Annotated in this window: 23 protein-coding genes and 2 pseudogenes; 17 read left to right on the top strand and 8 right to left on the bottom strand. The window is 67.8% G+C overall.

All coding sequences use genetic code 11. The features are described from left to right. Positions 1–266 precede the first annotated feature (266 nt). Entirely contained in the window at positions 267–398 is a 132-nt protein-coding gene (locus ACGFNI_RS35205; protein ID WP_393689721.1) for a hypothetical protein, read from the top strand. Here ACGFNI_RS35205 and ACGFNI_RS35210 read toward each other — a convergent pair. Both ACGFNI_RS35210 and ACGFNI_RS35215 read right to left on the bottom strand, forming a co-directional pair. Beyond that, positions 388–753 (bottom strand): transposase, encoded by a 366-nt coding sequence (locus tag ACGFNI_RS35210; RefSeq protein WP_393689723.1) that lies wholly within the window; start codon positions 751–753, stop codon positions 388–390. The genes ACGFNI_RS35205 and ACGFNI_RS35210 overlap by 11 nt on opposite strands. A gap of 34 nt (positions 754–787) precedes the next feature. Continuing rightward, on the bottom strand, positions 788–1,426 hold the full coding sequence (locus ACGFNI_RS35215) for a transposase (protein ID WP_393689761.1): 639 nt from the start codon (positions 1,424–1,426) through the stop codon (positions 788–790). Between the two features lie 566 nt (positions 1,427–1,992). On the opposite strand from ACGFNI_RS35215, the gene ACGFNI_RS35220 reads away from it, so the two are divergent. The 4 genes from ACGFNI_RS35220 to ACGFNI_RS35235 all read left to right on the top strand — a co-directional run bounded on the left by ACGFNI_RS35220 (position 1,993) and on the right by ACGFNI_RS35235 (position 5,648). Further along, positions 1,993–2,664: an ankyrin repeat domain-containing protein gene (locus tag ACGFNI_RS35220; protein ID WP_393689725.1), complete on the top strand. Its 672-nt coding sequence runs from the start codon at positions 1,993–1,995 to the stop codon at positions 2,662–2,664. Positions 2,665–3,217: 553 nt separating this feature from the next. Beyond that, the gene (locus ACGFNI_RS35225) at positions 3,218–3,955 is read left to right on the top strand and encodes a VOC family protein (protein ID WP_393689727.1); all 738 of its coding nucleotides are present in this window, start codon (positions 3,218–3,220) and stop codon (positions 3,953–3,955) included. A gap of 354 nt (positions 3,956–4,309) precedes the next feature. Further along, positions 4,310–4,483 carry a hypothetical protein gene (locus ACGFNI_RS35230; RefSeq protein WP_393689729.1) on the top strand — a complete coding sequence of 58 codons (174 nt, stop codon included), beginning with the start codon at positions 4,310–4,312 and terminating at the stop codon, positions 4,481–4,483. 832 nt (positions 4,484–5,315) lie between these two features. Continuing rightward, complete coding sequence (locus ACGFNI_RS35235; protein ID WP_393689731.1) at positions 5,316–5,648, top strand: helix-turn-helix domain-containing protein; 333 nt, start codon at positions 5,316–5,318, stop codon at positions 5,646–5,648. 57 nt (positions 5,649–5,705) lie between these two features. On the opposite strand, the gene ACGFNI_RS35240 is transcribed toward ACGFNI_RS35235, so the two are convergent. Next, a complete protein-coding gene (locus ACGFNI_RS35240; protein WP_393689733.1) occupies positions 5,706–6,497 on the bottom strand; it encodes a hypothetical protein in 792 nt (263 codons plus the stop codon). A gap of 1,090 nt (positions 6,498–7,587) precedes the next feature. After that, positions 7,588–8,088, bottom strand: coding sequence for a VOC family protein (locus ACGFNI_RS35245; protein ID WP_393689735.1), 501 nt, complete (start codon positions 8,086–8,088; stop codon positions 7,588–7,590). 708 nt (positions 8,089–8,796) lie between these two features. On the opposite strand from ACGFNI_RS35245, the gene ACGFNI_RS35250 reads away from it, so the two are divergent. From ACGFNI_RS35250 to ACGFNI_RS35285, 8 genes and pseudogenes are all read left to right on the top strand, one after another. Next, entirely contained in the window at positions 8,797–9,309 is a 513-nt protein-coding gene (locus ACGFNI_RS35250; protein WP_393689737.1) for a GNAT family N-acetyltransferase, read from the top strand. A 759-nt stretch (positions 9,310–10,068) separates the two neighbouring features. Then, complete coding sequence (locus tag ACGFNI_RS35255) at positions 10,069–10,419, top strand: hypothetical protein (RefSeq protein ID WP_393689739.1); 351 nt, start codon at positions 10,069–10,071, stop codon at positions 10,417–10,419. A gap of 268 nt (positions 10,420–10,687) precedes the next feature. Next, positions 10,688–11,770, top strand: a complete 1,083-nt coding sequence (locus ACGFNI_RS35260) for a hypothetical protein (protein WP_393689741.1) — start codon at positions 10,688–10,690, stop codon at positions 11,768–11,770. Between the two features lie 142 nt (positions 11,771–11,912). Further along, positions 11,913–12,341 carry a hypothetical protein gene (locus ACGFNI_RS35265; protein WP_393689743.1) on the top strand — a complete coding sequence of 143 codons (429 nt, stop codon included), beginning with the start codon at positions 11,913–11,915 and terminating at the stop codon, positions 12,339–12,341. Between the two features lie 50 nt (positions 12,342–12,391). Beyond that, complete coding sequence (locus ACGFNI_RS35270) at positions 12,392–13,063, top strand: ABC transporter ATP-binding protein (RefSeq protein ID WP_393689744.1); 672 nt, start codon at positions 12,392–12,394, stop codon at positions 13,061–13,063. A gap of 304 nt (positions 13,064–13,367) precedes the next feature. After that, on the top strand, positions 13,368–13,892 hold the full coding sequence (locus tag ACGFNI_RS35275) for a hypothetical protein (protein WP_393689746.1): 525 nt from the start codon (positions 13,368–13,370) through the stop codon (positions 13,890–13,892). 1,728 nt (positions 13,893–15,620) lie between these two features. Then, positions 15,621–16,779 (top strand): annotated as a pseudogene (locus ACGFNI_RS35280) (abortive phage infection protein). 102 nt (positions 16,780–16,881) lie between these two features. Continuing rightward, on the top strand, positions 16,882–17,661 hold the full coding sequence (locus tag ACGFNI_RS35285; protein ID WP_393689747.1) for a hypothetical protein: 780 nt from the start codon (positions 16,882–16,884) through the stop codon (positions 17,659–17,661). Positions 17,662–18,125: 464 nt separating this feature from the next. On the opposite strand, the gene ACGFNI_RS35290 is transcribed toward ACGFNI_RS35285, so the two are convergent. Both ACGFNI_RS35290 and ACGFNI_RS35295 read right to left on the bottom strand, forming a co-directional pair. Next, positions 18,126–18,257, bottom strand: coding sequence for a hypothetical protein (locus ACGFNI_RS35290; RefSeq protein WP_393689749.1), 132 nt, complete (start codon positions 18,255–18,257; stop codon positions 18,126–18,128). Positions 18,258–18,761: 504 nt separating this feature from the next. Next, positions 18,762–19,703 (bottom strand): LysR substrate-binding domain-containing protein, encoded by a 942-nt coding sequence (locus tag ACGFNI_RS35295; RefSeq protein WP_393689751.1) that lies wholly within the window; start codon positions 19,701–19,703, stop codon positions 18,762–18,764. 459 nt (positions 19,704–20,162) lie between these two features. Here ACGFNI_RS35295 and ACGFNI_RS35300 point away from each other — a divergent pair, with 459 nt between their 5' ends. The 3 genes from ACGFNI_RS35300 to ACGFNI_RS35310 all read left to right on the top strand — a co-directional run bounded on the left by ACGFNI_RS35300 (position 20,163) and on the right by ACGFNI_RS35310 (position 23,056). Next, the gene (locus tag ACGFNI_RS35300; RefSeq protein WP_393689753.1) at positions 20,163–20,738 is read left to right on the top strand and encodes an amidohydrolase family protein; all 576 of its coding nucleotides are present in this window, start codon (positions 20,163–20,165) and stop codon (positions 20,736–20,738) included. Positions 20,739–20,848: 110 nt separating this feature from the next. Continuing rightward, positions 20,849–22,183 carry an MFS transporter gene (locus tag ACGFNI_RS35305; RefSeq protein ID WP_393689755.1) on the top strand — a complete coding sequence of 445 codons (1,335 nt, stop codon included), beginning with the start codon at positions 20,849–20,851 and terminating at the stop codon, positions 22,181–22,183. 39 nt (positions 22,184–22,222) lie between these two features. After that, entirely contained in the window at positions 22,223–23,056 is an 834-nt protein-coding gene (locus ACGFNI_RS35310; protein ID WP_393689757.1) for an MBL fold metallo-hydrolase, read from the top strand. Between the two features lie 317 nt (positions 23,057–23,373). Here the strand turns inward: ACGFNI_RS35310 and ACGFNI_RS35315 are convergent. Then, a pseudogene (locus ACGFNI_RS35315) lies at positions 23,374–23,550 on the bottom strand (ATP/GTP-binding protein); the annotation flags it as partial. A gap of 335 nt (positions 23,551–23,885) precedes the next feature. On the opposite strand from ACGFNI_RS35315, the gene ACGFNI_RS35320 reads away from it, so the two are divergent. Then, positions 23,886–24,458 carry a GNAT family N-acetyltransferase gene (locus tag ACGFNI_RS35320; protein ID WP_393689763.1) on the top strand — a complete coding sequence of 191 codons (573 nt, stop codon included), beginning with the start codon at positions 23,886–23,888 and terminating at the stop codon, positions 24,456–24,458. An 885-nt stretch (positions 24,459–25,343) separates the two neighbouring features. Here the strand turns inward: ACGFNI_RS35320 and ACGFNI_RS35325 are convergent. Continuing rightward, a partial coding sequence (locus ACGFNI_RS35325) for a helicase associated domain-containing protein (RefSeq protein WP_393689759.1) occupies positions 25,344–25,708 on the bottom strand: 365 nt, incomplete at its 5' end.

A 25,708-nucleotide genomic window follows, 5' to 3' on the forward strand; every position in this document is an offset into this window, starting at 1 on the left:
AACTCGATACGACAAGCTCGCCGTCCGCTACGAGGCCACCGTCCAACTCACCTTGATACGGCAGGCACTGTGACCACATCTCAAACACGCCCTAGTTCCTCCAGCACCTGGTCGAAGAGCGCTGGCGCTTCGGGCTCTTCGCTCTGGAGGAGGCCAGCCAGCATGGCGAGGGACGGGCTCTCAACCCCAGCTATCAGCGCGTCCAGACCTGACTGAATGAGCCGGTCAGACCCGACGCTCCTACGAAATGCCCTCTCACGCGCAATGTGTCTGAGCCGATCGAGGGCGTGTCACGGGTCATCAAAGTCTTCTCGGTCGGTATCTGGGAGGAGCAGGCTGCCACATCCGCCGACGCCGCCGCCATCGGCTTCCTGCTGTCGTCGGTGATCAGGGCATGAGGACGTGCTTCCGCAGGAGGGTGAAGCCTGCGCGGCCGAACATCTGGCGCTTGAGCATCTTGATCCGGTTGATGTGCCCTTCCACGACGCCCGAGTTCCAGGGCAGGGTCAGGCCGGCGATGACGGCGTCGCGGTCGCGGTCGATGCCGGCGGCGAGGGTGCGGAGGCTGGGCAGGTCGTCCTGCCGGACGGCATCGAGCCGGTCCGGCAGGCGCTCGCCCTGGCGCTCGTGAGCATGACCGCGAAGGAGCGGACGTGCCTGGTGAGGGCGTCGAGTTCTGGGCAGTGCGTCCGGACGGTCTTGAGCTGGATTTGCTCGGTCGCGGTGAGGGTTTCCGGACGGCGGAGGATCCATCCGGCGACCATCCGGGGCGAGGGCGGCCGGGCGGTCACCAGCCGCGGCGAGGTGCGCTTGTCGTGCAGATAGGCGCGAACCCGTTGGCAGCTGCCCTTGTAGCCAAGCGGAACGTTCTCCTCCCACAGCTTCCAGGCGTTGGTGCAGCCTCGCTCCAGCGGCCGTCCAGGTAGGGCTTGTAGTCGTCGAGGACGGAGGGTCGGTTTCGCCACTGGCCGGTGAACAGTTCCTCCGGCGTTGCGGCGTCGGCGAACTGCTTGACGCTGCGGTAGGTCATCCCAAGCTGCCGCTGGACCGGGCGCCGGCTGCGTCCGCCGTCAGCAGTGTGTGGACGGCAGCATGCCGGGCCCTGGGCCCGATCGGCGAATCGGTGCCCGCGCGGCCAAGGAGAACCGGACGAGTCCGCGGCCGGAACAGCCTCGGGATCGGGTCCGGGTTCAGGGGCCGTGGGGACCAGAGCGCGGAGGCAGCGGCGCTGCTGAGCGACGCTCCGCTCGGCGGCCTCGCTCAAGTTGTGCCAGAGATGCCACCGGTCCGCGATCTGGACGGCCTGCGGTACACCGGCGGTGGCGCCCTCGGCGAAGAACGGCGCCCGGTCCCGGCACACGACCTCGACGCGGGGCCGATCGGCGAGCCAGGCCGCCAGGCTCGATGACTCCCGGTCGGGCAGCAGGTCGGCAGGCCGGCGGGTAGCGTCGAGCGCAACCGCTCAGTTTGTTGACCGTGCCGACGGGCCAGGCCGGGTATCTGCTCGACGAAGGTGCGTCGTGCGCACTCACGCCAGCAGGACGTCCAGGGAGGTGTCCGGCGGCACAGCGGTACCGGCGCACCCTGCCTGCGGTCGCCGCCGGGGCCTGGCCGCGCTCGGCCTGGCGGCCGGGGGCCTGGTGTCCGAGGGACAGGCCGAACTGCTCCTGGGAGATGAAGGAGGCCGGGCAGCGGCACTTCGCCGCCGGCCAGTCCCGTCGGCCCCGCCCTCGACGGAACCGGATCGGCAGTGCTGCCGCGCGCCGCGATGCGCGTGCCCTGTCCAGGATGCGGCAGTCCACCGGGTGGCGGTGGTGATGGGCAGTGCACCGCGTCCTGCACCGTGTTGGTGCGAACCGGCGCGATGCGTCGCGTCGGTGCGGCGTTGGACCGGGCCGGATTTCGCTCATCAGGTCCTGCCTCGACTGCAGGCATGTCGGAATGTTGAGCGACCCGGTGGTCCTTCGGCCCGGGGTCCGGAAAGATCGGGATATGGATATGGCGGATCGACTGGCGCGGGCGGCAGGCCACGGAGACGTGATCTCGGTAGCGCGGCTGCTGGGACAAGGCGCTGCGGTGGATGCGCCGGACACCGGCGGGCGTACGGCGCTTGACCTGGCCGTGGGGCAGGGGCATGCCGATGTCGTTCGCCTGCTCATCGGGGCGGGTGCCGATCTGGAGCAGCGGGCGGGTGCGTACGGGGAGTCGACGCCGCTGTGCCTGGCCGCGATCCACGGGCACACGGCGGTCGTCGGGGCTCTGCTCGATGCCGGTGCCCGTACCGGAGCCCAAGGCAGGACGGGCTACGTGCCGCTGGTGCTGGCAGCCACGACCGGGGGAGATGGATACCCGGAGACGGTGGACCTGTTGCTGGACCGCGGGGCGGATATCAACGCGGTGATGAAGCACAAGACCGCCCTTGACTGGGCGGCTGGGTTCGGACAAGTACAGATGGTGCACCACCTGCTCAGCCGGGGCGCCGCCCCCTCGGCAACGGCTCTGGCCACCGCACGTGAGCACGCCGAACGCGATCCGGAGTGCCGGCAGCCAACCGGGCGAATCGCCGCCGCGCTGCTCGGAGTGGACGGCAGGGCCAGCGCGGAACAGGCTGTTCGGCATCTGTCTCAGCAGGATCCCGGGAGGGAAGTCAAGCACCAGGCGTAGTGCCCGCGCAGCGTCTGATCGGCGCTCTGAACAGCGGGTCCGGCCCGGAGACTCCGCGCTCTCAACCCCCGCTCGCACGGGTGGGAGCGGATGTACAAGCTGGCCGCTGCCTTCCACGCCGAGCACGGCCACCTCGACGTCTACGGGGGCGGACTGGTCGTCCGGCCCAACCAGCAGCGCTGCCTCAGCGCGATCCTGGTCGACCCCGCCCGGGTCAACGCGCTTGTTCCAGATCGGCATGATCTGGAACAAGCACACCCACTCCTGAGAACGCGGCGTCGCCTACACCCGCGTCTGGTGGTCTGCCACCGGCCACCTAGCCATCACGGCGACCGGACGCCTCGACGGCTACCGTGTCGACGGATGGATGCGACGCCAGGTCTGACTGACCAGTAGACCGCCACCCTCGAAACCATGGATCCATGGTGGCGCCTGGAGCCCGACTGGAACCGCACCCCGCAGGATGCGCATCTACCGGACCACCGGCGGCAAACACGGACCCTTAGAGAAATTCGTACGCCTGCCCGATGGGGGGCCACCTAAGGTATGCGGCATGACGCTGCAACTTGTTCAGGTGAACTTCAAGGCCCGGGACGACTCGGCGCTCGGCCAGTTCTGGGCGGAGGTGCTCGGCTGGGGCGTTTCCAGCGAAGCGCCCGGCGTCACCAACCTGGAACCCGTGGGCTTCAACTGGCCGGACCCATCCGCCGTCTGGATCGATCTCGTCCGCGTCCCGGACCCGGAGACGGTGAAGTACCGCGTGCACATCGAGCTCGCCACCACCTCCGACGCGCATCAGGCGGAGTTGGTCACACGTCTGAAGCAGCTTGGGGCGACGCCCGCCGATGTGGGCCAGGGCGACGTGCCGTGGACGGTGATGGCCGACCCGGAAGGCAACGTGTTCAGCGTCCTGGAGCCCCGGGAGCTCTACCGGGACACCGGGCCGATAGCCGCCGTGGTCGTCGACTGCGCCGACCCACGGGCCATGGTCCGGTTCTGGGGCGAGGCGATCGACTGGACCGTCCACGAGCTGACCGACGACCGCGCCCTGCTGCGCTCCGCCAAGGGCGTCGGGCCCTACCTGGAGTTCCGCCGCACGCCCGACGATGAGGCTATAGGGAACCGCATCCATCTCGACGTGATGTCCGACCCCGTCGAGGATCAGACGAGGGAGGTCGCCCGGCTCGAAGGCCTCGGCGCGACACGGGCCGACGTAGGTCAGGGTGACGTCTCCTGGGCCGTCCTGGCCGACCCGGCGGGCAACGAGTTCTGCGTCCTTGGCCGGGGCTGACGCGGAACCCCGTCCACGCCCTCATGGCAGTGCGCGGCGCCGGGCCCCGTCCTCCCCGGCCGCCAAGTCACGACAGCCTGACCCACGCATACGGCAGGAGAGCCCAAAATGCGCCCCGGTAAGTGGCTGTGCCGCCAGGACCAGCTCGCTGCGGCAGGCAAACTCACCGAGTAGCAGCAGGAGTTGCTGGACAGCTCGGCGCCTGGCGCACCTGACCGAGCCTCGCCGTTCGCCGGTACATCAACATGCCTGCCGAGCAAGGCGGTTGACGTACCTGTATCGGACCATCGTGGTTGCCCCGGTGCTGCGGTCACCGCTGCACCGGCCGCACAGGCCGCTAGAAAGTGCCACTTCGTGGAGTGGCACCCGAGTGCCAACGGGGTGAAGCTGATCAACAAGTGCAAGAAGACCTGGACGGCCAAGGTCGTTAACGGCTGGTGGCCGGACACTGGCTGCCAGCACATCCGCCCCGGCCACAGCTGGTGCTACAAGTCCCCCACCAAAATCGGCGGCATCAAGAACTGCTGACCGACGCAGCAGTGGCAAGCAGTGAAACGGCGATGCAGGCAAGTTCCCCAGGAGCTGGCTGCCGTCCGTTGGCGTGTGCCCTGCCCGGCAGAGTCAGCAGCCGAGGCCAGTCGGCGAGCTCGCACAGCGTCGGGGCTTCCAGCCCGGCCGCGAGTGCTTCAGCAGCGACCAACGGGAGGTCCTGCAGCAAGCGGTCTTCGGTAGGAGGTAGCTGATCGTATGCTGCTCGACGGCGTAGACCTAGTGGTGCTGCACGGCCTGACCAGCACGCACGACCAGAATCCCGTGCGCTTGCACGCCTCTGACGTGGCGACGGTGCACGTCCGCTGAGCAGCAGCGTGGCCGCGGACAGCCGGCACGACCACTGCCCACGGCCGCGCGGTGCAGCACCTGTTTTGCGATGTCGTCCTTCGGATCCAGCGGCCGGGTGGCGGGCCAGGAATCGCCGGTGCTTGGCCGCTGTGCTCGTCGTTTGTGGAACTGGGTCTGGCTGTGGCGTACCAGTCGGTGCCGTGTGTTCTGTGCCGGTGAGTGTCGTGAAAGCGCCTTCAAGGCACTGGGCAGGAGTTGACGGGACGCGAGTGTGTCCTGAGGGCTGGCGCAGGTCGCTCGTTGGGGTCGTGTGCCAGTGTGGACATGCAGCTCTGGCAAGGCATTGACTGACCCGGCAGGGTGACTGCGTGTCGGGCTCGTGGGTGTCGCTGCAGGCCAGTGGCTTGAATTGGTGTGGTGGGCGTAGATTTTTCACCAACCAGGTTTTTAGTTGTAGCTAAAGGTGGCATCCTCATGGAGAGACAACAAGGGGTGTCTCACCATGAGTTGGGGGTGAACCATGGGCGTTTTTGCCCGTGACGAAGGTCGCGCAGACTTAGCAGCTGTGCAGGTGGCCAGGCAATGTACTGCTTCCCTCGCCGGTCTGCTGGCGGGCCTGGGGAAGACACGTTCGGATCTTGCGAAGGCGATGGGCGTCAGCCCGGGCCGTGTCAGCCAGATCATGTCGGGGGACGCGAACCTGACGGTCCGGACGCTTGCTGCCGCAGCGCAGGCGCTGGACGCCGATGTGCAGATCACCTTCTCTGCCCGGCCGCAGTCAACGGATACCCGGGCTGACGAGACCATGGACTCGTCGCCTTTTAGGAGTAACGGGCTCACGGCGCGCTACTGAGGCGTCCGCAGTTCTGGCTGAAAGTCATCCCGACTTGACGGCTCACGAGTCCGCTCTCTACCTGCGGGATATCCAACGATCGATCCAGCGGCGCTGCGGCAGCGCCGGACTGTGAAATGCGTCGTTCGACATCGCCTTTGCGCGTACGGCCCGGAGCTCCTTTGTCTCGCTCCGGCGCCCGTGAACATACGCGAAGCGCAGCAGGTGTCCGCAGTGTGCAAGGGCGGTGCCGAACGCTTGCCGTCGGGCGATGAGTTCATCGCCGGTCGGTTCACGATCCTCGTCCTGCCGGCAGGCCTCGTCAATGCGGGTTTGAACGTCGAGCGCCTCGTCGATCGCCTTCTCGACATCCGTGTAGATGGCGTTGATGGCTTTGGTCGCGCCGGCGAGGGGATATCGCTCCAACAAGTACAGCTTCAGATCATGAACGAATACCCTGAGCTGGGCAGACGTTTCAATGCCATGAAGAAAGCGGTCCGACCAGGTACAGGCGTCAAGGTGGACCCGCTGCACCAGCCGCTCCCTCGCCAGAGCGATACCCAGTGTCATGAACTTCACGTACGGCTGCGCCGGCTCGTCCTGTTTCCGCCGCGGTAGCGCTGCGGCTCCCGCGGCGGCACCCGCAATCACCGGAGGAATCGACGCCGCGTGCGGCAGCAGCACGACAGTGGCAGCCGCCACCACACCCATCAGCATCAGCACGAGCACCATCAGACCAGCCGACGCCCAGCTCCCCAGCAGCCGACCCTTTCCCGCGAACTCACGCGCGAGCCCGACCCATGTAACAACCGCACTCACAGCAGCCGGTAACGCGTAATCAGCTAACCAGCCCTGGTCAATCCAGCTCATCGGCAACGCCCCCAACGCCCAATGGACAGACAGGACCGTCGTCAGCATACGGAGGCCAAGGCAGGCCCCCTCGGCATGTCATACCAGCGCCCAGCCCTCTCGCCGCGCACCTGTCGTCTAGGGCTGCCGCGAGTAGAGCCGATGATGTCATTCAGAGCTATGGCAAGCTGTTACCTTGAGCCACAATTGGCCAGCGTATCCGGCACGCAGAGAACGATGAGCCGACACTGCGGGCAGCCCAGGGACGTACCCGCCGGACCACCTTCAGGCGCTCGCGGCCAGTGTCCATGGCATCACCGTCGCGGTCTGGGCGAACACACTGCACCGGCTTCAACGCAGTGAGAACAGGTACGAGATCGGCCCCGGCGGTCCGGGCGGCGCCGCACATGTCCCCGAAGCGGCGGTCGACCCGTGACCGCCGCGCACGAGCTGGGCACGCCCGTCCGTATGTGGGATGTGCCGCGTCGGCGGCTCCATCCTCGCGCACCCGATCCTGCCTCGTGCCGTTTCGCCCGTCGCAGGCGGGGGCGAGGCCAGCGGCTCGGGCGACGGTCTGCCGATAGCGGTCTCTTGGCGGAGCCAGTGGAGGCCCGGTCTCTGCCCCGTCACGGTCGCTCCGAGCCGTTATTGCGCGGTGTGCGGTATTTCAAATCAAAATCGGCATTCATTGAACGTTGATCCGCATGTGGTGAGCCTTCTCCGACCGGCTGGCCACGATGCGTGTCCAGGACACACAAGTAAGGGGGAACACCATCCGCACGCAAGTGAAGATCTCGTTAGCTGGCGCTGCCGCCCTCGGCATCTTGGGTTTGGCCGTCGCTCCCGCGTCTGCGCAGAGCGGTGCTGGGGCCGCAGCGCAGGTCAAGACCGCAGGCGTGAAGGTGAACGAGTTCGCGCAGTGCGCCTTCACCGCCTCTGCCCCCGGCTATTACACGAAGGGAAGATCGGGCCTGTGGGCCCGTTCCGGACGCGTGCCGACTGCAGACAGCCATCATGCTGGGGCCGATAAGCACTGTGGCCCACAAGGATTCAGGTTGGGGCAAGTGCAAGGGGAATGAGGAGCTCGTCCACAAACGCACCGGGCAGGCTGCTACTCGGCCGGCCCAGCGCCACGCCCAGGGCTTTCGACCCACACGACGCCCTCACCGCTTATCTCAGAGGTCTGGCCGTCCAGGTCGTCCAGATCGTCTTCGGGGTCCTCAAACCGCCGCACGGCTTCACGGACCTCCCTGTCGCTGGACTCGACGCAGAACTCGTTGCCCTCTGGATCGGCCAGAACCACCACGGCCAGGCCACAACTGCTGTTCGTCACACGCCGCTCCACTACGGTCGCCCCCAGACCGGTCAGCCGGGCGACCTCCTCGTCCAACGCGCCTTCCACCGGGTTGAGCCACAACCGCGTCCGACTTCGCGGACGTCGGCCGTCACGCTCTTCCACCAGGTAGAGCGACAACTCGTCCTCGCCCCCGGGAGCGATGTGAACGCCATCGGCCCCCGGCCCAAGAGGAGCGCCCAGAACAGCACTCCAGAATTGCCCCAGCGCGAGGGGATCACCGCATTCCAACTCGACCACACGCATCTCCAGGCCCATCCCGACACGGTATGCGTCGTGCACGGCGCCGCACAGGCGGGCGGGGGCCGTCGCCCTCGTCTGCAGGCCTGCCAAGTCCGGAAACCGACCGGACGATCGGTGCCCTGTGCCTTGCGTCATGCCTCCGTCCTTGCCTCGCAAGCGCTTCAGTCCCTCTTCCTGTTCACTGGGAAGATGCTGGTCAGAGGGCCTGATCATTTTCTGCAGGGACCGAAAGGGACTCAACTTCGGGATTGTGTTGAGGTTTTGCTCCGTGACTGGCTGGTGCACATGGCCCCTGGGCTGAGCCGCCGTATTCCAGTCGCCGCACAGCGCACGGTTGGGAGTCCGCGGCAGCCTTCGAGCCGGGGCCGGGGGCGTGGACCCTGCGCTGGAGGAGGTGCCGAGCGGGTGAGCTGTCCTGGCCGCGATCCTTGCCGTCAAACGACTCGGCGGCAGAAGGCGCTCCCATGCACCGCATCACGACTGCGCTGAGGCGCGTGACGTCAGCCTGCTGCCGGTCCGCCACTCAAAGCGCCTGGCCGCCACCTGGTGCCACAGTGTCGCTCCAGACCTCATCCGGCTGCACGCCTGGGTGCAGACTCACGACGGAGCCCCCGCCGCCGAACCACCCTCGACGCTCGCCTACACCCTCGCTCTCACCATTGGAACCCGCCGTCGGCACCAGCTCTGACCCGGTCCTATGGATCGGCACCGACACCTGCGCTCTTGGCCCCTACCGCGCCGACTTCGTCGAGACGTACTGACGCGGAGAGTAAGACCCTGCCCTTCTCGTCGGCTACGGCTGCCAAGCCCCCGAGTCGTGGAGGCACGCACCGAGGGCATAGCGCACCAACTCCGGGGCGAGAACATCCGCTTCACCATCTACGACCTCAACTCGGGCGAGCCCGTTCCGGCGGGAGCCGTGGCCCTGCTGCCCGACCACGCCGTCCGCACTGCCGAATACATCACCATGCTCGCCCCGAAGCCCGCGGACGCGGACTCGGCGCCGCCGCCACCCGCCTCACCCTTGACTACGCCTTCCACATCACCAGCCTGCGCATGGTCTGGCTCAAGGTCCTCGCCCCGAACACGGCCGGCATCCGCGCCTACGAGAAGGCCGGATTCCACCCAGCTGGCAACCTCCGCGAGGCCGGGTACTGGATCGGGCAGATGTACGACGAATTCATCATGGACGCCGTCGCGAGCGAGTTCGCAGGGCCCTCGTCACTGACCTGCTGACTTGCAAGTGGGCCAGTAAGGGCTGTTCGCGGCTGACGTGGCTGCCGCGAACCGGGCCGTGTGCGGTTCGGCCACCGCAGTGGGCCTCCCCGTCGCAGTTGGCGCTCACATCCCAACAGGTCCTCGTAATTGCTTCGGGTTAGCCCTCCGCTTCGGACGTGGCATGGAAATCCGCGCCCCGAGCACCCCATACGGCCCCTAACTGGCGAGCCTCAAAGGCACGTCAAAACAAAATCTGCCGATACAATCTGACGTGAAACCGGAGCCTCCGGTACCGTATCCATGTGTGGGATAGGCTCCACCGCTTTCCATCTTCAGTGGAGGGCCTGGGCTATTGCGTCAATGAGGGAGGCGTGATGAATGCTCGCAACAGCGGATTTCAGTCATTCTTGGTCGAACTCTGATGTCCATCCACGCGCCCCGGCATCGCGGGACACCGCTACCGAGCACCCCGATTCTTTGGCGCGCATACCCTGCAAATAGGAACATAACTAAAGGAAGTGACGACGTTCATATCGCCTATATCGCTTAAACCTGATATCTGTCCACTCGGCGTCACTTCATCTCCCTTCAGGGTCTGAGGCGGACAACTGCTGCACGTATGTCGCTTGCCCGCACCCTTCCCCCTGCCAATACTGAGCCGGCCCTAGCCAATCGAAAGCTATGGGAACCCAGTGCAAGGGGAGAGTGAAAGTGAATCGGAAACGGATGAGGCGAACCCTCGTGGCCTCGACCACGGTGGGAGTTACACTCCTGGGGATGTCAACTGCCCACGCGGCGGACTTCACGTGGCGCAGTCACATTCGCGACGGCGGCCCCGGCTTCGAGAGCCGAAGATGGGGTGACGAGCAGTACTCCGAGCTCATGTTCTGGACGTGCAGCGGAGGCAACAGCGTCACGGCGCAGTACCACCGAGATATATCTGCCTGGCCTGACGCCGACTACGACGCCAAGACGTTCACGAACTGCTTCAATGGCCAGTATTCCCAGAGTCAGGGCGAGTGGCATAACTTGCCTAATGGTACGTACTACTTCGGCATTAATTCGGTCGGCGGTGGAAGCAAGGTGGATGTCAGAGACGTCCTTGTCGACACTACCGCTGCGGACTGACCTACTTACGTCTGTCTCCGCACAGCTTGCTGTGCGGAGACAGGTCCCGGCAACCGTCAACATGGACAGGGACTTCGGCCTTGAGGTTTGCAATACCCGCTCGATCGTCCTCCGCAATCTGGGTGGCGCCATTCGCGCTGGCTCTCCCACTCCTGTACTCGACGGTCGGCCCTGGCCACCCTCCCGCTGACAGCCTCGGCCATGCGCCGACCGTCACCTCGTACCCTCTATGTTCTGTTACCCGTTTGCGTATGCCATTGCCTCAGGCATGGCCGCCTGGGAGTCAGGCACTCTGCGTCAAGCGGGCGTGTGGGAAATGTCGACGACTCGCTCGCGTTTCCAGATTGCCGCTCAGTCCCTGGTCCCGGTCGTGCTGTTGGCATGGGCGATGCTGATCGTCCCTGTCGGGACTGCCCTGCTGATGGAGGGCGTTTGGCCGACGTGGCTCAGCCTGCGCCCCCTGATGATGGGACTGATCACCATCGTGTCCCATGCTGCTATCGGTTTCGCCGTGGGACGGTGGGTGCCGAAGGTGGTCTCCGCCCCTCTCCTGGCCGTGGCGACCTGGGTGGCCGTGGCCTTCACCGTGACCGTTGACGCCCCTTGGCTCCGCCACGTATCCGGAGAGTTCCCTGAGCAGTTGATGTTCGGAGAGGCTGCGTCTTTCGCCGCTCTGTGGCCGCACGTGGCTATGACCGGCAGCATCGCACTGGCCGTAGCTCTCCTGTGGACACCCACGCGGCAGGCGTGGCTGCCCCCGGCCCTGAGCTTGTGCGTCCTCGTCGGGGGGACGGTCGGCACCTACACAGCGGTGAAGGACTACGGCTACAACCCACCGCTGCTTACAGGAGAGACCGACATGTCCTGTGTTCATGCGATGAATGGGGGCCCGCAGGTCTGCCTGCCGCAGGTCACCGCCTCCCATCTCCCGCAAGCGGCGGAGGACACCGAGCAGGTGCTCACGTCCTTTCGCGAAGCACGCGTTGACCGCTACCCGAAACTCATCACTGACACGCTGCCTGACGGTCGTTTCGCCAAACCGTCCAACGAAAGTACGTGGCGAGCACCGCTCACGCTCGCAGCCCAGCGGAACGACCTCAAGTTCGCCATCGTCCTGGCCGCCGTCGGACTGGACTGCAGCCGCCCAGATCCCTTCCTGAGGCGGGTCACGATCGCCTGGGCTGCCCACATCACCCATACCCAAGACTCATGGAAAGCGTTCCAAGCGCGCATCGACAGAGGGACTAGCCGCAGCGATGTCGATGACCGGTTGACGGAGGTTCTCTCCCTCAGTCGTCAGCAGCAGGCCGACTGGTTCAACGACAGCGTTACTAAGGCGTGTGCACACTGACATGCGGTGGTGGATCAAGACCCGACGTGTTCCTCTCGTTGTCGTAGCCGCGGCAGTCTGCATTTTGCTGTCCGTCTGGATAGGTAGCGAGCAAGTCTTGCTGCCATCACTATTCGTCGGCAGTCAACGCGCAGTGCTCACAATGTTCCTGCCCGTCCCGCTGGTTGCAGTAACTGCCTTCGCACTTGACTCACGTGTCCCAGAATTTGAAACGACCTCTGTACGCCCCGTACCCCGCTTCGACGCCACGCTCGTCCTGACAACGCTCATAGTGGTCCTCAGCTTTGCCATGGCCGCAGATTCCAGCGTCTTGATCTGCGTGGCACGCAACACTGCCTTCCTGATTGGCCTGCTCTTGCTGGCCCGCCCCGCAGCTGGGCAGGCAGCCGTGATGACATCCGTCGGCTGGATCGCCATCGTGGTGTTCTTCAGCAGGAGACCGTGGCCGGACCCAGACCCATGGACGATCCTGCCTGAACCATCAGGTGCCCTCCACGCGGCCGGCGCGTCACTCGGTGTCCTCGCGCTCGGCATCCTCACCCACCTTCGCTTCAGTCGGGAAGACAGATGAGCATCCAATTCTCGCAGTGCACCTTTCGGTACCGCCGATGGCAGTCGCTGGTGCTCGACGACCTCACCTTCACTGTGCCCAGCGGGCTTTCCATCCTTCTCGGCCCTAACGGCGCCGGAAAGTCCACCCTGCTCAAAATGGCAGCTGGCCTCCTCAAGCCAAACTCGGGGACCGTGCGGCTCGGGAAGCAAGGCTCGGATGAAGCCGCCTACCGACAGCGCGTCGCGTGGATGCCACAGAACACCACACCCATGCCAAGGCTGACTGCCCGGGAGTACGTCGCCTACGCGGGCTGGCTGAAGGGCATGTCCACCGATGACGCCTATGAGGAAGCACTGACGGCGCTGAGGCGTGTTGACCTCACGGACAAAGCCGACAGCAAGACTCACCGCCTGTCCGGTGGTCAACTTCGGCGTGTCGGCCTGGCCGCAGCCCTCGTCCATGCCTCTCAGGTGCTTCTCCTCGACGAACCCACAGCCGGTATGGACCCACAGCAGCGGCGTATCTTCCGTGACCTTGCTTGCGAGCTCTCCGAAGACATGCAAGTAGTTATCTCAACTCACGATGTTGCAGATCTCGCCGAAGAGGCAGATCACGTGTCCGTGCTCGTCCAAGGGGCCCTTGTACACAGCGGAACCACCAACGAATTCCTAGCCCTAAGCCCCCCAGATGTAGTTGAAGGCCGCAGAGCAGAAGCTGCGTATAGCGCACTCATGACCTGAACCGATTCGCCTGTACGCTCTTACCACCCCAAGGTCGGACGCTTCTGCCCCTGGCCAGTGCCTGGGACACCGAACACCGCCTCACCGGCCAGATCCTCCGGACCGAGCAATCGGTACGGCAACGCCGCAATTACACCTACCGCGCCGACGGCACCCTCACCGGAATCGACGATCAGCTCAGCGGCCCCCGCACCTTCGACATCGATACCGCCGGACGTGTCATCGCGGTCAAGGACGCCGCCCAGCGCATGCGCATCCGCAGCCCCCTCGCCCAGACCCCTTGCCCGACGGAGCCGACTTCCAGATGTCTTCCACCCCACCTCCCAGCGACCCCGATCTGCTCTCCCACCACGAGTTCGAAGTCTTCGCTGACTACTGCACCGTGCTGATTCAGGACGACGACGCACGCCTGGGCGAGCCCGAACGCTCCTGGTTCGATCTGCTGGTCGATGACTGGATCAACACCGCCCCCGGTGTCGTCGGCATCGGAGCCGCCCGCCCCTTCAAGGTGCCCTTCACCGTAGATGTGCGCCGCACGCCACCGGCCGGGGGCGACGCGGAACTTCAGCAGGCCGACCACGTTACCCAGGCCAGCCTCGCCCTCCCCTCCGGACGTTTGCTGATCTCCTCGCAGGACTTCGGCGACGAACCCCGCATCCCCCTCGCCCCCGGCAACTACGTCGCGAGCATCTACTCCCACGGGCTGAACACCCTCTCCGAGGACGGCCTGGACGGCCAGGACCGCTACCACGTCGTGCTCTGGCCCACCGAAGAAGATCACCCCGCCCAGGTCCTCAAGCGCTACCCCGAACCCCTTCCCGGCGGCTGACTCTGGCTGCCGAAAATCACGCTCCGCGATGTCGCCGGCTCACGACGAGTCCCTGCCTCGTCCCGCTCGTCGGACTCAACGGCCTGAAGCAGAGCGACCGCGAGTAAAGGCTGGTCCCCAGGTGCCGGCCGTGGGCACGGCGAGGACAGCCGCTGCCCGGACTCTTCGCCAGCTGCGATCCGCGCTCGAACGCGACCAGGTCGGCGCCCCGCTGGCTGAGAGCGCCAACCCGATCACCTGCTCAACGCCCGGCCGCCGATGGAGCCGATAGCCAGCCACCCCTGACCTGCTGCCATGGCCTCGAAGCTAAGCAGCACATGACTGGAAGTTGCGCGGGGGTGAGGGCGAAGACCGCCGAGCGGGTGATGCTGACCACGGTCCGGTCAAGTCACGCCGCTGGAGTGCCGAGCCGGTGGAAGTGCAGGGACGAACTGACATTCCTCGCCGCAGATCGCGCAGTTCATCGTTCATCTCGCTGGTCACCACCTCCGAACGATGCCGCCTCCCGCGAGAGCAGACAACGGGCCGTGCGGCGGCCGAACAGCTGCCGGAACCGGCCGCCGACCGCGCCGCACCGACGACCTCGTCGCCGCGGACTGGCGCGCGGCGCCCGGCCTGGGGAGCCGAGCGATCGTCCGCGTGACCGGCCACAGCGCGGACGGCGGCGTGACGGTCGTCGACGCCGCCGACCTGAGGCGAGCCAGAGCACCCCGCAATCCGCCCTGCACCCGTACGAGGTGCTCTACCGAATCCGGCCCCATCAGGCATGCGACCTCGTCCCGGGCCTCCCGCCATCCCGCGCTCTGACGGTGTGCGGGCAGCTCTCGCACGTAGCGGCGGGCCATCCGCCGCCGTTGGGTCGCCCGTCGCGCCCCGGCTGCCTGACTCGGCCGTGGCCCCGCCGCCGTCGCGCCTGGACACGACCCGAAGCGCGGAGGTCGACGGCACACAGATGGCTTGGGCTTCCGGGAAGGTGGAACAGCCGGTGCCCCGAAGGCGGTTGGCTACTCGCGCTGCGACCCGGCCCCGAATCTCCCCCGGTGAAACGTCCTGGGCGGCAGTCGGCCTGGGCGGCAGCCTCACTTACTTTCCCCAGCAGCTTCCTGAGCATGGTCTGTGCCTACCTGATCGGCCGGCCCCCCGGATCGGGCCCGGGCGTACGCGACCTGTGGGCCCGGCTGGACAGGAGCACCCTGCCCGTGCCCGGCGCCAAAACCTCCTGAGACCCGCGCGCTCCGGTGCTCCGGGGCGGGGCCCAGATATGCGAACGGCGCCGCATTGAACCTCCCGGGGGCGCCGTCGTATTGCCGTCACGAAGTTCTGACGTTCACGCCGGGGCCGGCTGCGGCTCCTCCAGCGTCCCAGCGACCTTCCGGGCCAACTCCGCAACGTGTGGCGGCAGATAGCTGTCCAGTGAGTCGACGGCGTCGTCGCACAGTCGGGCGCGCCCCTTTTCCTGAGCTCCAGGATGCGGCGGGCTACGGCGAAGCCCGGCTCTCACCGGGTGTGGCTGCGAAAGCGCCGGCCCATGCACTGAACCGCATAAACCAAAGCCGAGGCAACCTCCCTTGTCCATAGGCCGGGTGGCGTGGAAAACGCCTGCCGAAACGGACCAGTGGTCGTATGCGCATGGACAACCGGCTGATGACCGGGGACGCCGCCGCTCACCAGAGTGAAACAGGCCGCCGGTCATGCCATGGACCGGTGAAGGAGCAGAGGGGAAGACACATGCGCAACGGAGCGATCGGCAGGGCGCAGTTTCTGGCCGGGGCGAGGGCCGTCGGAGTCGTGGCGGCGACGGGCCCACTCCTGGCGGCGGGCCGGGCCGCAGTCGCCGGTACGGCCGCGCAGGTCACCGATGGGGCCCGACCTCGGCGCGGGCTCAAGCACCGAGGCGTGTGCTACACGCTCGGCGCGGGGGAGACGCCCGGGACGGCGTGGAGCGCCGCGAGGATGCGCAAGGACATCCAGACGATCAAGAACGAGCTGCACGCCGACTCGATCCAGATCACGGGGACGGCGTCGACCGGCTCACGGCCACCGCCTCGGAGGCGGCCGAGCAGGGCCTGCACATCTGGCTCCAGCCAACCCTGGGGGACCACCCGGAGCGGGAGATCCTGGAGCACCTGGCGGAGACCGGCATGCATGCCGAGCGGCTGCGGCGGCACGGCGCCCGGGTCGTCCTCAGCATCGGCTGCGAGGTCTGGCTGTTCGTGCCGGGCATCGTGCCCGGCGACGACGCCTTGGAGCGGATCGAGAACATGCAGAAGGGCAACGTCGACTGGAAGCAGATGCAGCGGCGGCTGCACCGCTGCACCGCGCGGGCCGCGGCCCTGAGCAGGTCGGTCTTCCGCGGCCATGTGAGCTACGCCGCGGCCCAGGACGAGACCGTCGACCGGAACCTGTTCGACATCGTCGGCATCGACTACTACTCCACATTCCCCCGCCGGGACGACTACATCCGGGAGCTGACGAAGTTCCTGCACTGGGGCAAGCCGCTGGCGATCTGCGAATTCGGCAGCTGTACGTATCTGGGCGCTCCCCCAGCAGGCCGACATGGGCTGGAACGTCGTCGACCACACCAAGGTGCCGGAAGAGATCATCGGGGATGTGGTCCGCAGCGAGCCGACCCAGGCCGCGTACCTCATCGAACTGCTCGATGTCTTCGAACCGATGGGCCTCTACTCGGCCATGGCGTTCGACTTCCTCACCCCCGACGCCCCACACCGCCCCGAGCCGCGCTACGACCTCCATGGCCAGCTACAGCATCGTCAAGACCATCAAGGATCGGCCCGACGACCCGGCATCCGACTGGCACTGGGAACCGAAGCAGGCATTCCACGCGCTGGCCCGGGGGGCCTACGGCCGCGCACGGCGCCGACCGTGACGGGTGCACCGCCGCTGCGGCGGCCCGCAGAAGGCCGAGTGGCCATGCACCACGGCCAGTTGGCCAACACGTGCGGCCCGGATGGACTCCTATCCTCAGGCCATGACCTGTGCCAGCCGCGTCGCCGCCCGGATGCAGCGGCTGCTGCTGCCCGCCCCACCGGCACCGGAGACCGGGCCGGGCTCGCGGCGTACGGGGCGGGACCGGGCGGTCGACGCGTCGGTCTTCGCCGGCGCGCTGATGGTGGGGCTGGTGGTGTACGGCCCGGCCCACATCCAGGAGCATCCGCCGGCCTGGATGGAGGCGGCCGATCTGCCACTGGGGATGCTGGCGTGCTGCTCGCTGTGGTGGCGGCGGGCGCACCCACTGGGGGTGGCCCTGCTCGCGGTGCCGTCCATGCTGATCTCCGCCAGCGCCTTCGGCGCCGGCACCGTGATCACACTGAACCTGGCGCTGCGGGTACCCGGAGCGCGGGCAGCCGCCGTCCTGGGGGTGTTCATGGCGGCGTCGGAGACCACCGTATGGCTCGTGGTTCCGGGCGACGAGCGATGGTGGCAGATGACCTTCGTTCTCGCGTACCACCTGGTGTTCTTCGCCTGGGGACGGGCACTGCGTGCAAGGCGGCTGCTGCTAGCCATGTCGGTGCACGCCGGCGCGCTGGACTTCCGCAGCCGGCAGTCCGCCACCGCGGGCGGGGTCGAACTCACCGCCCACGAGGTCGCCGCAAGCACCCGGATCATCCGCGACAACGCACACCAGGCCCTGGAGGAACTACAGGAGGTACTGCAACTGCTGCGCACCGCCGACACGACGCCGACAGGGCCGGGCACGGCCCCAATGCGCTGCCCGCGGGCCGCTTCCCCGTGCAGACGGTGCCGCTGACCCGGGCCAGCGAAAGAGCCCCGGGCCGCACAACGTGCCCGGGGGGGGCCTGCCTGCCAGCGTCATGCCGCTGCACTCACCAGTCGTCGGGCGCGCTGCCCACCCACGTGATCGGCCGGCCCTCGCTGTTGCGGCCCCAGTGCGGTTCCTCCATCGAAGTCTCGTGACCGTCGTCCAGGACACAGATCCGAGCGGCCGTGCTTTCCCGGACAGATCCCGGTGAGCCGGGCCGCGCCGCCGTCGCGCACGGCCTGGTCGTAGCGGTCCCGGAACGACTGGAGGCGGGCGCACAGCTCCGTGCCGAGCCGCGTCTCCGCCGCCTCGACCTGCGCCCCCGCCTCCTGCACCGCGGATCGGACAGCACGAACGAGATGACATCCTCCGCTTCCGCGAAGGCACGGGTGCGGACGTGCCGCCGTACGGCCTCCTGCGCGCGCTGCTCTCTACGCGGTCACCGGTCACGGTCACTCTCCCTCAGCAGTCCGCTCGGCGGCCACGCGCCGGTTGTGGAGGATCTCCCCGCCGATCAGCAGCGACCGGGTGACGTGGGCGCGCCCGCGCTGCCGGTAGGCGCCGCCGGCGGTGGAGACCAGCACGGCAACGCCCGGTCCACGCCGCCGTCCCACCCGTCGCCGTACGCGGTGCCGTGGGCGTCAGGAGCGCAGCCGGGCAGCTCCTGACGCCCAGCAGTGCGCCCCGGCAACCGCGCCGGCCTCCCTCGCGCAGACGAGTCCGTCCGCCTCATCCGGCTCCAGCCCAGCGGGCCGCCGCCGCGAGGACCGCGTGGACCCTTATCCGGGCGTTGACCGCCATTGTCTGGTAGTCGCCCATCCGTTGACGCGGATCGGCGCTGACCACCTGCTGCGCCGCTTCGCCCGCCGTAACTCCTCAACTTGCCACCGGCGGACACACTCGCCTCAGTGTCTTCCTCACCGCATTCCCCGCCCGCCGCGCTTCGCTGTCCTGTGATGGCTGCTGGGTGGGGTGCGCTGTTCGCGGGGGCTTGGTTTTTTCTGGATGCGTGTTGCTGGTCTGCGGCTTGGTCTGCTGGTGTGAGGTGTCTGTGGTGCAGGGCTGGTGGTTGGGGAGTGGTGTTCGCTTTATGCCGTCGAGTTGATGGTCTTCTGGACGCTGGCTGCCGCGGCGTGCAGGTGGTCCAGGGCGAATTTTGCGGTGAGGGGCAGGGTGCGTTGTGTGGGTACTGTTACGCCGACGCGCTGGCCGACCATTTCCAGAGCGGTCGGCAGGATCGTCAGCTGGTCGTCCTGCTGGGCGACCAGTTGTGGAAGTGCTGCCACCATGTCGGTTTCCAGCAGTAGTGCGCGCAGGGTCAGGATCGAGGTGCACTCGACTCGGTTCTCCGGCAGGGAGAGCCCTTTGCGCCAGAGCGCGTCCTCGAGTTCGTGCCGCAGGGCGGTCTGTTCCACGGGTACGACCCAGGGGTGGGCCAGAAGGTCCTCCAGCGTCGGGTCCTCCAGCCCGCAGGCGGGGTGGCCTGTGCGGGTCACCAGCCGGATCGGTTCCTGGTAGAGCGCGTGCTGCCGCAGGCGTGTGCCCTCGGTCGGCACCATCCGGCCGAGGGTGAAGTCGAGGTCACCGGCCAGGAGTGAGGCGGTCAGCAGGTCAGGTGTGGCCTCACGGACGACGACGGTCACGCGGGGGCGCTCCGCTTTGAGGGCGGCGATGGCCTGGGGGAGCAGGACGTTGGCACCCGCCAGGTGGGTGCCGATCGTGACCGTGCCTGCCGTGCCCGCGGACAGTTCCGTCATGTGCCGGCCGGCCTGGCGGAGTTCGGCCACCACGGTCCGGGCGTGCTCGAGGAACGCCTGGCCGTGCCGGGTCGCTGACATGCCGCGGGGACCGCGTTCAAAGAGCTCCACTCCCAGCAGGGACTCGAGCTCGCGCAGGCTGCGGGTCAGTACCGGCTGGCTGACGTGCAGATGCTCCGCCGCCCTCAGCAGGCTGCCCTGCTCGTCGATCGCGATGACCAGGACGAGGTGTCGCGTTTTGAGACGGCCCTTGAGGAGATAGTCCGCGTGCACGAGGACCCCCGATCCGCATCCGAGCTGTAGCTATGCCGTACGAGAATACCGCTGAGCCGATTAGGCATTATCCAGGCATGTCTCCGGTAGGAAAGATTCCGTTCACCGGCAGGCGCTGCCAACGGCGAAAGCTTGGAGGCATGGCGACATGAACGACGTACAGACCGTGACGACCAGCGCTCGGCGCCCCTCACACGACATCAGCGGACAGTCCGACGATTCAGGGGACACTTCCCCCTCGCCGATCCCGCCGACGGCAGGGTGACCGGCTCCGTCCCGCAGGCCGACGCCGCGACCGCCCGCAGCGTCGGCATCCCCCGCGGCACCGCGAACTTCCGCGCCTACCCCGCAGTGCGGCGCACTGCACCCCGGCAAGGAGTGGCCCGACTCCCTGCGTCCTGTCCCGCGTCCGGCGCAACCGTGAACGGGGCACCGCCCCCCGAGGCGAACGGAAAACCCGTGACCGTCGTCGATGTGCACGCGCACGTCTTCCCCAGCATCTCCCGCCAGGAGTCCCGCATCCTGGACGCCGAGGCCGGCCCCTGGCTGCGTGAGGACTCCGGCGGTGCCGGGATGATGAGCGGCACCACCGAGTACCGCCCCGTGGGCGCGGAGCTGTGGAACCCGCGGCTGCGCCTGGAACAGATGGACCGTCAGGGCGTCAACATCCAGGTCGTGTCCTCGACCCCGCTGATGTCCGGCTACTGCGCCGACACCGCCCGCGCCGCCCAGTGGTGCGCACTCGCCAACGACCGCATCCTCGAGCTCTGCGCGACCGGCCCCGACCGGCTCGTCCCTCTGTGCCAGGTGCCCCTCCAGGACACCGAGGCGGCCTGCGCCGAGGTCACGGACGACCGGGCCCGTCCCCTCCGGACCGTCCCGCCCGGGGCGGCCAAGAGACGCTCACCTCGGTTACGCCGGCGTCCGCTCCAGCTTCTCCGTTACACCGCGGCCACCGCGGCCCGCTACGGCTCGACACCGCTCGATCCTCGTCGAGGCGGACGCCGCGGCAGGCCGGCGGCCAGGAAGACATGACCGCCGACATCGCTCCCGGCCTCACACCGGAAAGTCTGCCGCACCGGCCGGAGTCCTCTCTCACCTGCGACCGCTCACCCCGAGCGGTCCGTCCCCCGAGGTGCATGCGCATGACCCCAACCACCGACCGCACCACAGGAACCGATCAGGCACGACGTGTCGCCTGGGCCGCCTTCATCGGCAGCACCATCGAGTGGTACGACTTCTTCCTCTACGCCACCGCCGCCGCCCTGGTGTTCAACGCCCAGTTCTTCCCCTCCGCCGACCCCGCGGTCGGTTCCATCGCCGCCTTCGGCACCCTCGCCGCGGGCTTCATCTCCCGGCCGCTCGGCGGACTGGTCATGGGCCACTTCGGTGACAAGTACGGCCGTAAGAACACCCTGATCGCCTCGCTGCTCATCATGGGCCTGTGCACCGTCGCCATCGGCCTGGTGCCGAACTACAGCAGCATCGGCGTGACCGCCCCGGTCCTGCTGACGCTCATGCGCGTGATCCAGGGCATCGGCCTGGGCGGTGAGTGGGGCGGCGCGGTCGTGATGACTCTGGAGGCCGCACCGGACAACCGCCGCGGCCTCTACGGCGCCGCACCGCAGATGGGTGTGCCCGCCGGTCTCATCGCCGCCAACCTCGCCGTCCTCGGCTTCACCGCGGCACTCGGCGAGGACGCCTTCCACTCCTGGGGCTGGCGCATCCCCTTCCTGCTCAGCCTCCTGCTCGTCGGTGTCGGCCTCTACCTCCGGCTCGCCATCGAGGAGAGCCAGGTCTACAGCGAACTCGCCGATGACCCCAAGAAGAAACAGCGGCCCCCGGTGGCGGAGGTGCTCACGCAGCACCGGCGCACGGTGCTGCGCGCCTGCCTCGTCATCGTCGGCAACTCCAGCGTCGCCTACGTGTTCATGGTCTACGTCCTGTCCTACGGCAAGGAGACCGGCCGGATGGACTCCGGCTTCCTGCTGCTGTCGGTGATAGCCGGCGCCGTGACCTGGCTGGTGACGACCCCGTACTGGGGCGGGCTCGGCGACCGGTGGGGACTGCGCAAACTGTTCCTCGTCGGCGGCGTGATCCGTGTGGTGTGGGCGCTGTTCTTCCTGCCGGTCGTCGACCTCGGCAACAAGCCGCTGCTGCTCGTGTACATGCTGTCGATGGGCGTCGTGCTGTCGATGACGAACGCGTCGGTCGGCGTCATGACGTCGAGCATGTTCCCGCTGCGGGTCCGCTACACAGGATCCTCGGCGGCCTACCAGCTCGGCTCGCTCCTCGGCGGCGGCATCACCCCGCTCATCGCAGCCGCCCTGCTGAAGGCCACCGGAACCTCGACCAGCATCACCGTCTACATCCTCGCTGTCGGCCTGCTGAGCCTGGCCGCCACCCGCTCCCTCGCGCGCGGGACCGTCGGCGAGGGCATCGACCGGGCCGAGCAGGAACTCGCCCCCACGGAACACTGACCGCACCCCCGGGCGGTCAGAGGCTTGAAAGGAGCCTTCATGGAACTCGTAATCCTCGGCAGCGCCGGCGGCCCGCAGCCGCACCCCGGCAAGGCAGCCCCGGCCACCGCCGTCGTCGTCGACGGCGACATCCACGTCATCGACTGCGGCAACGGCGTCGGCCGCCAGATAGTCTCAGCCGGCCTCGCGCTGAAGGACCTGCGCTCGGTGTCGGTCACCCACCACCACGTGGACCACAACGCCGATCTCGGCACCTTGGTGCACCTGGCATGGACCGCCGCCCGCTGCGAGCCGGTCGACCTCTACGGGCCGGCCCCACTGGCGTCGATGGTGAAGCAGTACCTGGAGCTGAACGCCCCGGACATCGACCACCGCGAGGCGCTGGGCCGTCCCGCACTCTCCGGCCTCTTCCGGCCCCATGAGGTCTCCGGCCCCGGCACCGTGCACGACACCGACGGTGTGCGGATCTCCGCGGGCATCGCCACGCACCCGCCGATGCCTTCGTACTCCTACCGCGTGGACGCGCACGGACTCTCCGTCGTCGTCTCCGGCGACACCGCCCGGTGCGACGAGGTCGCCGAACTCTCGCGCGGGGCGGACATCCTCGTCCACGAGGCGTACTCCCCGGACCACCTGGCGGAGTTCATGTCCGGTTCGAACACCAGGATCGAGCGGCTGCAGCAGCACTTCGCCCAGGCCCACACCAGCGCCGAGGACGCCGGACGCGTCGCCACCGCGGCCGGAGTGAGGACCCTCGTCCTGTGGCACCTCATCCCCTGGCAGCTCTCCGACCAGGAGTACGCCGCCCAAGCCGCCCGCACCTTCGACGGGGAGATCATCGTCGGCCACGACCTGCAGCGCATCCCGGTATGACGACGCCGGGGCCTCCACCGGCCCCGGCCTCGCACGAGGCCCGGCACCCGCATGTCCGATGTGTTCCGAAGCTCGTCGTTGGTGTGGCGAGGGCCAAATGAGCTGGGGAGCCGGTGATTCCCTGATAAAGAGTCCGGCGCTTACGGGAAGCTGGAGGCAGTGGTAATGGGGCGTCTGGCCTGCGGTTGTTTGGGGTTCGTTGACAACGGCGGTGTGGTGTTGGTGACGGTGTCCGGCATCTAAAGGGCTGAACCCGGCCGCGGAGGGCAGCGGACTCCTCGCCGGCCCGCGTGTCCGTGGCCTTCTTCATGTCCGCATCATGCCGTTGTGGACGGTTGGCGGGTGCGGGGGCGTCTGGCTTCTTCGGCGAGGTGGTCGAGCTGGATGGCGTCGAGTGTCTTCTTGGTGACGCGTTCGGTGCCGTCGCAGATGGCGGTGATGGCGGCTTGGCGGATGAGGCGGGCGAGGCTTCCGATGCGGCCGGCGCCGCGCTGAGCGGACGCTGTCCCGCAGGCCGCCATCAGGTCCACCACCGGCGCGGCAGCCGGCTGCTCGGCGCCTTCGAAATCCGGCTCGCGGTCGTGGAGTTGGCCTGCGCGAGCTCGTCGAGTCTTCCCGGTAGTGATCTCGGACGTAATCGAGTGGTGTCTGTGCTCAGAGACCGGTGGGTCCGTTGCTGGTCGAGCTGTTCGCGGGCCCTGAATGCCTGGTCGGGGTGCTGGCTGCAGACCGGCACGATCTGCTGGTAGGCGGCACCTTGATCGTGAGGACCGGACCGGGATCGGATATCCGGTGTTCTGCCCGCCCATGAGGACACAAGATGGTGCGCATGACTTTGGCCACCCCCCTACTGCACACCGCGCGCCTGCGACTGCGGCCCTTCACCGACACCGACGCGGACCCCCTCTTCGCACTGCACAGCAGCACCTACGTGATGCGCTACTGGGACTCCCCGCCGTGGACCGAACATGCCCGCGCCGACCGCTTCATCACGATGTGCCGGAAGATCGCGGACGAAGGCACCGGGGCACGGGTGGCCATCGACCGCGCTTCTGACGGTGCCTTCGTCGGCTGGTGCGGTCTGACCGGATGGAACCCGGACTACCGCAGTGCGTCGTTGGGCTACTGCCTCGGCGACGCGATGTGGGGCCACGGCTTCGCGACAGAGGCCGCGCACGCCTTGCTGCAGTGGGCATTCGACACACTGGACCTGAATCGAGTCCAGGCCGAGGCCGATACACGCAACGAGGCATCCGCCCGGGTACTGGAGAAGGTCGGATTCGTGCGTGAAGGGACGTTGCGGGAAGACTGCGTCGTAAACGGCGAGGTATCCGACTCATGGGTATTCGGGTTGATCAGGCGAGAATGGCAACCGTCGACCGCGCCGACTCCAGCCCGCTAAGAGGCCAGACAGCTCGTCCGACGTTCAGGGCGCAGGTCATTTCGCGGTTGGCTGCCCGGGCTGCTTCGAGTTCCTCGGTTCGCTCCTCCAACTCGTTGGCCGTGTCAGCGAGTTCGTGTTCCAGCGTGACAATGCGGCGTTGGACCTGGTCGATGTCGGCCGGAGCACCAAGGCCGGTCATCGCTCGCGCGGTCGATCTCGCTCTCCGGCTCATCCAGCCGGTGCCGAGCCCGCAGGCGAACGCGCACGATATCGCTCTCGCCTCGCGCGGCCGACGGCAATTCTGCCCCACTGCCCAGCTCATAGAGCTGATCCAGTACCCAGGCCGCCGGCTGCTAGCCCTGCGACAGGAGCGGGGGGAGGGGGCGGCTGACGCCCTCGGACTCAAGATAGCGGATGCTGTTGGCACTTCAGGGAGCATCGAGCAGGAGCACGAGGCTGCGGCAAGGGTTGCGCCTACTGTGGCGCGTCGTCCGGGCCGCCGCGCCACACCCGCTGTCAGCCCGGCGGCGGAGCGGGGACAGACGTCGCCGGCACCCCGGTGTTGTCCTCCCGGTGCTGAGCCCCACCAAGGGGTGAGGCGGGAGAGCCCCGCGGACGGAGGTGCCGCTGCGATCGTCCGACTCGTGGGCGGCCCGCTCGCCGGTCGCGTGCTGGAGACCACCGACGCCCCGCGGGCCGGGGCGCGCTCACGGCCGGTGACATCGACTGGGGCCCGTACGTCCCCGTGCACCGCGACCCGGCGACCGGCCGTTCTGGCGGAGGTCCGGGTCACCCTCCCGCGTCGCCGGTAGTAGCCGCCCCGCCACCGCAACGCCGCTCGGTGACGTACGAGACCCCGGGCCCTCACGGCGGCCCGGGGTCTCGCGGGAAGCGGGGGAGCGGTCAGAGGTTGTCCCAGTAGCTCTCGCGCTCGGAGGACGGCCCGAACCACTTGATGGACCAGCAGGCGCAGTTCCCGCCCTCGTACAGCTCCTCGTCACACTCCTCGTGGTGCTCCCGCACTGCCCGCCGCTTTGGAGCCGCCGACGGCGCGGGCTGCGGAGCGGGCGGCTCCGGGGCGGCCTCGACGCCCGGCGCCGGGCCCGCCCAGTGCACGCCCAGGGCCCGGAGTGCGTCCTGCTGTTTGGGGGTGAGTTTGGCCCTTCTCGCGCGGGTGTTGGAGATCCATACGCCCAGCTTCACGACCACGGGCTCGGTCTCGTCGTCGACCGTGATCGGCTCAGCGTGGCCGCGTGGTACGGGCCGGT

The organism is Streptomyces sp. NPDC048644, from assembly GCF_043199105.1.
In the GTDB taxonomy this organism is placed as follows: Bacteria; Actinomycetota; Actinomycetes; order Streptomycetales; family Streptomycetaceae; genus Streptomyces.